Here is a 10,025-nt window from a genome sequence, read left to right as displayed (position 1 = left end):
TCCTTATGCGTAGGGGAGGGTCTTCAGACCCTCCCGACAAGAGGGAGCATCTGAAGATGCTCCCCTACGAACCGGCATTCTCTCAGAGGCTCTAAGCTCCGCGAATCCCGCTCCGGTTCTGTCGGGTTTTGGGATAGGCTCTAAAGGCTGACTACGGATTTTGCCCTTGCGCCCGCGCAATGCGTTTCATCGGCGCGGGATGGGTGTAGTAAAGCCACTCGATCCACGGGGATGGCAGCGGATCCGACAGATTCGATCGAACAAGGTCCACCTCGGCATCCACGAACACGTTCGGATCCCGCGTCACCTGGAGCGAAAAACGGTCCGCCTGCGATTCCATCGTCCGCGACAGCATGTTCTCCAGCGGCATTCCGAACTGATCCATGAGTGACAGGATCAAGACCAGAAGGGGTATGCCGGCGGCCGTCCCAAGTTTTCCCCCGCCGTCCCAAATCCATCCCGCCAGCGGTGGATAGAGCGAGTGGATCAGGAACGCGACAAGAAACGAACCGGCGACGCCCAGCAGCACACCGACAAGTGTATGTTTTCGTTTCCAATGCCCCAATTCGTGCGCGAGAACGCTTTCCACTTCGGCCTTCGTCGATCCATCCACAAGCGTATCGAACAGAACGATCCGCTTCGTACCACCCAGTCCCGTGAAGTAGGCATTCTTCTTCGTCGAACGGCGGCTCGCATCGGCAATGCGGACTTGATCCACCTCCAGACCGGCCTCCTTCGCCATGCCGATCATGCGCGCTTCCCACGCCGTGTCTTCAAGCCTCTTGAACCTGAAAAAGAGGGGATCGATCACGAGCGGAGCCAGAAACACCATCCCGGCAAGCAAGACGGAGAATACACCGCCCATCCACACCCACCACGTGACGGGGGCGTGACGCATCAGGGCGAGGGCGGCCATGCCGACGGGAACGGTGATTGTGAATTGAATGGCCCACATCTTCGCATGATCCCCGAACCATTCACTGAACGTTTGGCGCGAAAATCCGTAGGCATGCTCCATGAGGTAGCCGCGGAACAAGGCAAAGGGAAAAGCAACGGTTTGGAGCAGCACAAAGAGAAACACGATGCCCATAAGGCTCTCGGTCCACGGCCGTCCCCCACCCAGTCTGCCGATTTCCCCCGAGAGCCACCCATTCACCCTCGGCCAAATGAGGAGCATCAAAAGAACCATCTCCACCGCCTCGCGCATCCAGGCGATCGTCAAGCTCTGCTTGCGATAGAAACGTGCGCGTTCGATGAGGTGGGACTCGAAATGGCGGCTCACCTGCGGTTTCACCAACGTCGTTTCCCTCGCGACCGATTGGTACGAGTAGACGTAGAACACGGCCATGAAGGCCACCACGGCCGCCCAGACCAGCTTGCTCAAGATTTCAATTCCCCTTGAAGAGGGGCGAAAGAGCGCGGAGATCGCGGCACTTCTCGATGCCCATGACCGCTTCGCGGATCGCGGCGATTTTTTCCGCCGAGAGACAACCCGCCGCTTCACGGTCCAGCTTGGCGGCCATCAAGTCCACGCTCTCCTGCCACGGACGTCCCGACGATCCCGGGGGAAGGTCCACCCTCGCCCGCGCGCTTCGGCCGCCCTTGAGCCGGATTTCCACCTCACTCGCAAAGTTCATCCGGAGGTCCTCGAATTTCGCATTCGCCAGATCGAATCGGCCGCCAACCCCGTTGCCTCGCGCCGTCCCCTCCGCTTCGCTTCGGGGGCGGCGGAACGAGCCCTCATGCCGGCCTCGCGCCGTCTTGATGATCCGCCAGATGTGTTTCGGACGGACGCCGCGGAGCGAAACGTGATGCTGTTCCCGCGCCTTCTTACGGAGGGAAATCCATTCCCTCACAGGGATGCGCGTAAAGAGTGGCGCGAGGTTGACGCCCTGCGCGATCCCACGGACCAGTTCCACCGTCATTTCCCAATCATGCTCCACACGCGTCTTCTCGACAAAGGACGACAGGACCGGCCAATCGGACTTCAATTTCTTTTCCGAAAGATGGTCCGGCCGCAGATCGCCGTTCAGGAGCGTGACGGCGGCACTCAAGGCGGCCGAGAAGTTGACGTGGATCGAAGACGGCGGCGTTTCCAGGTACGGCGCGGAAAGCCCGTCCATCCCGAGCGTCAGCAATGTGACGCGAATCCGCAGCGAATCCATCTCGGCCGGATCCTTGAGGCCGCTTTCCATCCCGAGCTCCCGGAGTGAGGCCCGAAGGGCTTCCGCGATGGAGCTCACGTAGGCGCATCCCGGATACGCCTTGAAGCTCAGAGAATCGGTCACCCACGTCTTACCCCACCCGCTGAGCATCCGCGGCAGGGGAATAAACGAGAAGTGCCGCAGGAAACCCTGCCGATCTTCCAGCAGCCGTCCCGCTCCGGTCAACCCTTCGGCAGCCAGTTCCGCCGCCCGCAGGCCGTTCACCGATGGGAAAGCGGCCGTGGTGACCTTGCTCGACGGTCCCATGAAGCCCGGCATCATCGTGAAGGGAGGCAGATAGAGGCTGATCCCGATGGCATTCCGAATCTGCGCCGCGTTCAAACCCATCAGCTTCGCCGCGGCGCAGGCGGTGCCGACGGCGTGGATGAACGACCAAAGCTGCCCATTGTGAGGCCCGAGTAGGACCGTTGCTCCAATTCGCCCTTCGACCTCGTTTGCCACCGCCGCCGCGAGGAGAAAATCTTCGCCGCTCCGGCCCAGACCTTCGCACACGGCCCACGGCGAGAAGATGGCCGAATGCCCCGTGTGACCCATATACAGGTAGTCATCGTAGTCGAACGTCATCGATAACGCAGTATTGGCGAACAAGGCTTCGTGCGGTGGACCCTTCTCCCCCGTCGGAAAGATCGTCGCCGCCCCCTCCGCTCGGCTCCGGGGACGGCGATCGGAATCTCCATCGGGAGCTTGCGCCGCCCCCTCCGCGGTCCGCTTTCTCACCGCGCTGAGCGCCGCGCGGCCGCCTTCGGATTTCAGACCTCCAAACGCCGCCCCCAACATGCCGATCGATTGCACTTTGATCCGCTCGCACACGCGCGGCGGAATGTCGGCATACCGAACTCCGGCCACCCATTCGGCCATTTCGTCGATTAGTGCCCCGTTGCCCATCTTCATTTCACAGTTTCTCGAATGCGGTGACGATACGCTCGCGCACCAAGGCGGTCAATTCGTCCTTCCGATCATGCGTCCATCCTTCGATGGGGATTTCCGGGAGCACTCGGATGCGAACCACTCCGGGCCGGATGACCATGCTCTTCTTCTGGAGAATCTCGTAGCTCCCCCGGATCGCAATCGGAAGGATCGGCAGTCCCATATCCATCGCCGTGATGATCCCGCCCTTTTTGAAGGGACCGATCAAGCCGTCTTTGCTTCGAGTCCCTTCCGCAAAGAACAGAAGCGAAGCCCCGACACTCATCACCTTGTCCCTCCCCCGTTTGAGCTGTTCCACGGCCTGGGATCGATTCGAGCGATCGACGCAAATGTGACCGCCGCGTTTGAGGGCCGTGCCGAAGATGGGGATGAGGAGCAATTCCTTCTTGAACACCATGCGTACGGGGAGCGGAAACTCCGACAGCAGCGACCAGATGTCGAAGAATCCCTGATGATTGGCGATGATGATGTAGCTCCGGCCCGCGCGCAATTGTTCGTGCCCGTCCATCCGCACTCGCACTCTCGAAGCGCCCAGGGCCAGGCGGGACCAGCTTCGGTGCACCCAATCGACGATGCGGCCCCGCCGGTCGAACAGAGACAAGATTACGTAGAGTGATGAGAAGTAGATCGTGATGATGTAGATGAAGGCGAACACGAGAAGGGAACGCAGGGTGGTCGTGATTCGTTCAGTCATGGCCGTCCACAAGCCTCCGATAGACCAAGACGCTGCCGATATCCTCCGAACGGATCTGCGGATGTTTGGAATGAAGCGTCTCCTGGTGGCCGAGGAAGAGGTAGCCGCCGGGCCGGAGACGGTCCATGATGAGGTCCATTCCAGACTTCCGGGACTTCGCGTCGAAATACATGAGAACGTTGCGGCAGAACACAACGTCCATCGAGGGGAGGAGCCGTACCTTCCGGACTTCGAGGAGATTCATCCGGCTGAAGGTCACCGCCGTCCGGATGTCCGGCCGAAGAATGAACTGGTCATCCTTTCGGCTGAAGTACTTTTGGGTGTACACGTCGGGCGTGTTCTTGAAGGAGGACAGTTTGTACACTCCCCCTTGGGCGTGACGAATGGAATTGCGAGAAATGTCCGTTGCGAACACTTTGATTCTCCAGCCGCGTGAGGGCAGACCCGTTTCGAAGAACGCCATCGCCAGACTGTAGGCCTCCTCTCCCGTGCTGCACCCGGCGCTCCACAGCCTGAGCGTGTTGTCCTTTCGAGGCAGCCCCGCGGCCAACGCTGGAAACACGATCTCCTTGAGGATGCGAAAATGCGCGGCGTGCCGGAAGAAACTTGTTTCCCCCACCGTGACGGTTTCAATCAGGAGGTCGATTTCATCCCGCGAATGCTCGCGGGACTTCAGCCACTGGATGTACGAATCGAACTGATCAAACTCGAATTCGCTCAGGCGCTTCTGGAGTCGCGCTTCCAGCAGGTATCGTTTCTCCGGCCCCAGCGAGATGCCGGTCTCCTCGTAGACCAGTTCCTTGAAGAACTCGAAGGCCTTGTGCCCGAGCCGTGCCCGCGTGGGTGAAACCATGAGGGGGCATTATGCGCACGGCGAACGCGCCTCTACAAGCAAATCCCGCGCTACAATTTCCAAGGGGATCCGATCCGTGGTAGACAGAACCTTGAGAACGGGGGAATCATGGGAAAACTGAGACCCAGCGGCGGATATCGCTCGACGTGCAGTTTCCAAACGGCCACCCTCATTTACGACGCGACCTACTGGTTTTGCGAGAAAGTCCTTGACCACCGTTCCCGCACGGTGGATCAGATGGTCCAGGCCGCCCGCTCCGGACGCCAGAACATCGCCGAGGGAAGCCGCGCCGCCGCCACCTCCTCGCAAACAGAATTGCGCCTGCTCAACGTTGCGCGCGCCAGTCTGGAGGAACTGCTTCTGGATTACGAAGACTTCCTGCGTCACCGCCGATTGCAGCAGTGGACGCCGGATGGCCCCGAGGCCCTCGCCGTTCGCCAAGTACCGCAGACTTTCAAACGTGGTCGGTCAGATCAGTCCGATCTGACAGATCTGACCGACCCAGAGCGCCGGTCTCTCTACGGGCGTTGGTTGGAGCATGATGACCCTGCCGTGCGCGCAAATGCGGTCATCTGCCTGATTCACCAGGCCAACTTTCTGCTTGACCGGGAGATCGCCGCGCTTGAAAAGCGGTTTGTCGAGGGAGGCGGTTACAGCGAACTGCTTGCCGCAGCCCGCCTCGCGGAACGCGAAAGGAAGAAAGGTGATCCGTCCGATCGGTCTGATCCGACCGATCACATCCCGCCCTGCCCCCAATGCGGAAAACCGACGGTTCTGCGCACCGCCAAGACCGGGAAGAACCAAGGCGGTCAATTCTGGGGCTGTTCGGCCTATCCCGAATGCAAAGGCGTCTCCAGAATTTGAAAACCCAACCACTCCGGTCCGGAGGCTAGACCTCGATAGCCGCTGTCGAGGTTTAGCCTCAATGAGACGGTCGCAGACCGAATGCTCACGCCCCGTTGGGCACGAGGGAGAATCGGTAAACTCCAGTGGAACCCGCCGTCGCAGCCCAACGGCATTCATGGTAAAAGCGACTCATGGAAGGGGGGCATAGTAATGCTCCACACCGGATACAGACTTTCACAGCCGCAGCGGCTATGCAATCCTTCTACGACTTCGTGAACAAGCCCCTCATCGTGCGGGGAAACTCTGGGGACAGTATACTAATTCTTCAGGATCAACTTTTCCGAAATTAGTATACTGTCCCCAGATGTCTGCCAGATGTCCGCAGATGTCCGGATGTACGCGAGCCAGGAAGGCGAGCAATTCAGGCGCGGGTGCGGGCTTCGATGAGGCGAAGAGTACGGGTGGCCTCTTTCTTCTGAGCGAACTCCACCGCGGACTTCACAAATCGTGAGAACAGAGGGTGGGGCGCGAAGGGCCGCGATTGGAATTCCGGATGAAACTGGCACCCGACAAACCAGGGGTGGTCCCGGAGCTCCATGATCTCCACGAGGTCGCGATTCGGGAACACGCCGCTGGCGTGAAATCCCGCGCCTTCCATTTTGGCGAGAAACTTGTTGTTGATTTCGTAGCGGTGACGGTGCCGCTCGGTGATCTTCCTCGCCCCATACGCTTCGGCGGCTTTGGACGACTCGCGCAGCACGCACGGATAGGCGCCGAGACGCATCGTGCCGCCTTTCTGCTCCACGCCCTGCTGCTCCGGCATGAAATCCACAACCGGGTACGGGGTCTGCGCGTTGAACTCCGTGGAGTGCGCGCCCTTCCAACCGAGAGCGTTCCTGGAGAACTCGATCACGGCCAGTTGCATTCCCAGGCAAATCCCGAAATACGGGACGAGATTTTCACGGGCGTGACGTACCGCCTCGATCTTGCCTTCGATCCCCCGATCGCCGAATCCTCCGGGCACCAGAATCCCCTGGACGTCGTCGAACATGTTCCCCACGCCGTTCTTCTCGATTTCCTCCGACTCCACGAACTTCAGATTCACGCGCGCCTTGTTGCCGATTCCCGCGTGAACCAGGGATTCATTGAGGCTTTTGTAGGCGTCGATCAACTTTACGTACTTGCCCACGATGGCGATGGTGACGGTGTTGAGCGGGCTCTTGAGGACGTCGGCGATTTCGATCCACTTGTCCAGTCGGGGCGATCGGGTCCAGATGTTCAGAAGCTCCACGATCTTTTCATCCAACCCCTCGCCATGGAAGTTCAGCGGCACTTCGTAGATGCTCTTCACGTCCGGCGCGCTGATCACGCTCTCCGGCGACAGGTTGCAGAAGAGAGCGATCTTGTCCTTCACGCTTTTCGACAGGGGCTCCTCGCCGCGGCAGAGCAAAATGTCCGGCTGGATGCCGATCTCCCGGAGCTTGCCCACGCTGTGCTGGGTCGGCTTCGTCTTGAGTTCCTGCGCCGAGGGAATGTACGGCACGAGCGTCACGTGGATATAGAGGGTATTCTCCTTCCCCAGATCGAACCGCATCTGGCGGATGGCTTCGAGGAAGGGGAGGCTCTCGATGTCCCCCACCGTTCCGCCGATTTCGATGATGGCCACGTCGGAATCTTCGATGACGTCACGGACGACGCTCTTGATTTCATCCGTCACGTGCGGGATCACCTGGACGGTCTTCCCCAAATAGTCTCCCCGGCGCTCCTTCGCGATGATCGATTGATAGATCTGCCCGCTCGTATAGTTGTTCTTTCGACCCATCAGCGTTTCGGTGAACCGCTCGTAGTGGCCGAGGTCGAGGTCCGTCTCCGCGCCATCGTGGGTGACGTACACTTCGCCGTGCTGGAACGGACTCATCGTGCCGGGATCGACGTTGAGGTAGGGATCGAGTTTCTGGAAGGTCACCTTGAGGCCGCGGGCCTCGAGAATCGCGCCAATGGACGCGGCAGCGAGACCTTTGCCGAGCGACGAGATGACTCCCCCGGTGACGAAGATATACTTCGGTGGTTTAGGCATGCACACCTCCGTGTGGCTTGGCCGTCAAGTGCATCATTCTACTCCGTGCGAGCCGGGCGCTCAAGTCAAATCGCGGACGATTTTTTCGACGAAAATCAGGTCTTCGAACGTATCGACGCTCACCGAGTCCTGCTTCACCGTGGGGACCTTGATCCGGTGCCCTTTTTCGAGGGCGCGGAGCTGCTCAAGCCGTTCCGCCTGTTCGAGCGGCGTCGGCGCCCACGACGTGAAGTTCAGCAGAAACTCCCGATGGTAGCCGTACAGTCCGATATGTTTGAAAACCTTTCCCTGAAAAGGGATCGTCGATCGTGAAAAATACAGCGCGTAGTCGTGTTCGTCCACCACGACTTTCACGACGTTCGGGTTCTGGGCCTTTTGCAGGCCGTTCATCGAGACCTTGATCGTGGCCATGGGCGCGAGAGCTTCATCGAGCAGGGCGTCGATCACCGTGTCGATGGATTCGGCGGTGAGCAGCGGCTCATCCCCTTGAATGTTGACGTAAAGATCGGCCTTCACCTTCTGGGCGACCTCGGCCACGCGGTCCGTTCCGCTCTGATGATCGGGGGAGGTCATCATCACATCGGCGCCGAACGCCTTGGCCACTTTGGCGATTTCGTCGTTGTCCGTGGCGATGATGAGCTGTTTGAAACGCGCGACCCCCTTGGCGTTCCGGTAAACGAATTCAATGAGGGGGCGTCCCAGAATTTTCCGGAGGGGTTTGCCGGGGAGCCGCTTGGATGAATACCGCGCGGGAATCACCCCGACGACGTCCACGCCGCCCCTATTCATGCCTTGCACACTGGAACCGTTGAAAACCGGGAATGTTTGGAATGGAAACGAGCGACTCCTGCCCCGCTGAACTTTCCGTGTTACCTGCGGGGCGCGTCACGGACCTACCATGTACGCCCGCGAAACGTTCCTGTCAACTGAAACCCGCGTCCCGATCAAATCCCGCGCCGGGGCTATTTAGTGCGTCTAACAGAATGCGTAGCGGAGGGTCTTCAGACCCTCCCGACAAGAGGGAGCATCTGAAGATGCTCCCCTACGAATCGGCATTCTGTCAGAGGCTCTTGGATCAGCCGGGGATCAGGAGAGGCTTTTTCCCCCAGCAGCACCAGGCCTTCCAAATGGAGAGCGATGGCCTCCCGAGCTGCCTTCTTGCAGGCACGCAGACTTGGATACCAAACCGCGTGATCTCCGGGAAAGCAGGGAAGAATGCACTGTACCCGCCACCTCTGACAGGCATGTAGATCACCCTGTATTTGCGTTGGAATTGTGCCTGCCGAGTTGCTCTCATCGGACACATTGTAGCATCGCCGTTTGGGAAACCACAGCTTCGGCGCTCATACGACCTTGTTCGACGCGGCGGTAACAATCGCACGAGCATGGAAGTGGAGAAAGCGAGTGCCAGCAATTGTCACGGCTGAGCAAAGCGATGCCTCGTGCCTGCGGGTCCCCCGTCTGGCATAATGCCGCCCATGAGGTACTTCTCGTTCGAAATCGTTATCGAGAAAGAGGCCGAGGACGAGGGATACTCTGCCCCTTCCCCCGCGCTTCCCGGCTGCTTCAGCAACGGAAAGACGATTGAGGAAGCCAAGCGCAACATCCGGGAGGCGATCCGGCTGCACATTGAGTCCTTGCCGGCCCATGGCCGGCCCGTGCCCCAGAACCACTTTCACGACCTGCGGTAAGAGCTCCGGCTCCGCTACCGGGCGAAGAGGCGGACGAGGAGGAAGCCGGCGATGAAGCCGCCGACGTGGGCGAACCATGCCACGCCGCCCATGTTCGCGAAGGCGAGGGACGGCAGGCCGTTTAACACCTGCATGAGAAACCAGATGCCCAGGACCCACACGGCGGGGAGCGGTACGATCCGCGTGAACCAGCCCCAGAAGAACAGCGTCATCACCTTCGCGCGCGGGAAAAGAAGGACGTACCCGCCCAGCACGCCCGAAATCGCGCCGCTCGCCCCCACCATCGGTACCGGGGAAGATGGAGCCGTGAGAATGTGCGTCCCCGCCGCCGCCGCGCCGCAGATCAGATAGAAGACGACGTACCGGACCTTCCCCATCCGGTCCTCCAGGTTGTCGCCGAAAATCCACAGGTAGAGCATGTTTCCACCCAAGTGGAAGAACCCGCCGTGCAGGAACATCGATGTGAGGATCGTGAGCGGCGGCCACGGACCTCCGGAGTAGGCGGCGGCCCCCGCGCCCAAAACAACCCGCGGGATGGCTCCGTACGTCATGACGAACGCTTGGGGATTGGCCGTGCCCATCGCCTGATAAAGAAATACGAGGACATTCAGGGCGATCAGGCCCACCGTTACGATGGGGAACGTTCGCGTGGGATTGGCGTCGCGGAGGGGGATCACCTATCGCGGGGCTCGTTGCTCGTGGCTCGTGACTC

General features: G+C 60.1%; 9 protein-coding genes. 2 read left to right on the top strand and 7 right to left on the bottom strand.

Going from position 1 to position 10,025, the window contains the following annotated elements:
- Positions 1 to 151 precede the first annotated feature (151 nt).
- Genes HYT87_17500 through HYT87_17485 form a run of 4 tightly spaced genes read right to left on the bottom strand, consistent with a single transcriptional unit; the run spans position 152 to position 4,699 of the window.
- Positions 152 to 1,384: a M48 family metallopeptidase gene (locus HYT87_17500; GenBank protein ID MBI2061539.1), complete on the bottom strand. Its 1,233-nt coding sequence runs from the start codon at positions 1,382 to 1,384 to the stop codon at positions 152 to 154.
- Between the two features lie 4 nt (positions 1,385 to 1,388).
- A complete protein-coding gene (locus tag HYT87_17495; protein ID MBI2061538.1) occupies positions 1,389 to 3,116 on the bottom strand; it encodes an MmgE/PrpD family protein in 1,728 nt (575 codons plus the stop codon).
- 1 nt (position 3,117) lies between these two features.
- On the bottom strand, positions 3,118 to 3,846 hold the full coding sequence (locus HYT87_17490; GenBank protein MBI2061537.1) for a 1-acyl-sn-glycerol-3-phosphate acyltransferase: 729 nt from the start codon (positions 3,844 to 3,846) through the stop codon (positions 3,118 to 3,120).
- The gene (locus HYT87_17485) at positions 3,839 to 4,699 is read right to left on the bottom strand and encodes a protein-glutamate O-methyltransferase CheR (GenBank protein MBI2061536.1); all 861 of its coding nucleotides are present in this window, start codon (positions 4,697 to 4,699) and stop codon (positions 3,839 to 3,841) included. The genes HYT87_17490 and HYT87_17485 overlap by 8 nt, the downstream gene beginning before the upstream one ends.
- Positions 4,700 to 4,807: 108 nt before the next feature.
- Between HYT87_17485 and HYT87_17480 the strand changes: the two genes are divergently transcribed.
- Positions 4,808 to 5,563, top strand: a complete 756-nt coding sequence (locus tag HYT87_17480) for a four helix bundle protein (GenBank protein MBI2061535.1) — start codon at positions 4,808 to 4,810, stop codon at positions 5,561 to 5,563.
- A gap of 403 nt (positions 5,564 to 5,966) precedes the next feature.
- On the opposite strand, the gene HYT87_17475 is transcribed toward HYT87_17480, so the two are convergent.
- Positions 5,967 to 7,622, bottom strand: a complete 1,656-nt coding sequence (locus HYT87_17475) for a CTP synthase (GenBank protein ID MBI2061534.1) — start codon at positions 7,620 to 7,622, stop codon at positions 5,967 to 5,969.
- Positions 7,623 to 7,682: 60 nt separating this feature from the next.
- Entirely contained in the window at positions 7,683 to 8,396 is a 714-nt protein-coding gene (gene kdsB / locus HYT87_17470; protein ID MBI2061533.1) for a 3-deoxy-manno-octulosonate cytidylyltransferase, read from the bottom strand.
- Between the two features lie 704 nt (positions 8,397 to 9,100).
- On the opposite strand from kdsB, the gene HYT87_17465 reads away from it, so the two are divergent.
- Positions 9,101 to 9,313, top strand: a complete 213-nt coding sequence (locus HYT87_17465) for a type II toxin-antitoxin system HicB family antitoxin (GenBank protein ID MBI2061532.1) — start codon at positions 9,101 to 9,103, stop codon at positions 9,311 to 9,313.
- Between the two features lie 14 nt (positions 9,314 to 9,327).
- Here the strand turns inward: HYT87_17465 and HYT87_17460 are convergent, their stop codons facing one another.
- Positions 9,328 to 9,990 (bottom strand): rhomboid family intramembrane serine protease, encoded by a 663-nt coding sequence (locus HYT87_17460; protein MBI2061531.1) that lies wholly within the window; start codon positions 9,988 to 9,990, stop codon positions 9,328 to 9,330.
- Between the last annotated feature and the right edge of the window lie 35 nt (positions 9,991 to 10,025).

Source organism: Nitrospirota bacterium, from assembly GCA_016180645.1.
Classification (GTDB): Bacteria; JACPQY01; JACPQY01; order JACPQY01; family JACPQY01; genus JACPAV01.
This window is presented reverse-complemented; position numbering and strand designations above follow the sequence as displayed.

Excerpts from the sequence above, each read along its gene's own strand:
- HYT87_17495 (MBI2061538.1), bottom strand. The coding sequence starts at position 3,116 with ATGAAGATGGGCAACGGGGCACTAATCGACGAAATGGCCGAATGGGTG.
- HYT87_17490 (MBI2061537.1), bottom strand. The coding sequence starts at position 3,846 with ATGACTGAACGAATCACGACCACCCTGCGTTCCCTTCTCGTGTTCGCC.
- HYT87_17485 (MBI2061536.1), bottom strand. The coding sequence starts at position 4,699 with ATGGTTTCACCCACGCGGGCACGGCTCGGGCACAAGGCCTTCGAGTTC.
- HYT87_17480 (MBI2061535.1), top strand. The coding sequence starts at position 4,808 with ATGGGAAAACTGAGACCCAGCGGCGGATATCGCTCGACGTGCAGTTTC.
- HYT87_17475 (MBI2061534.1), bottom strand. The coding sequence starts at position 7,622 with ATGCCTAAACCACCGAAGTATATCTTCGTCACCGGGGGAGTCATCTCG.
- HYT87_17465 (MBI2061532.1), top strand. The coding sequence starts at position 9,101 with ATGAGGTACTTCTCGTTCGAAATCGTTATCGAGAAAGAGGCCGAGGAC.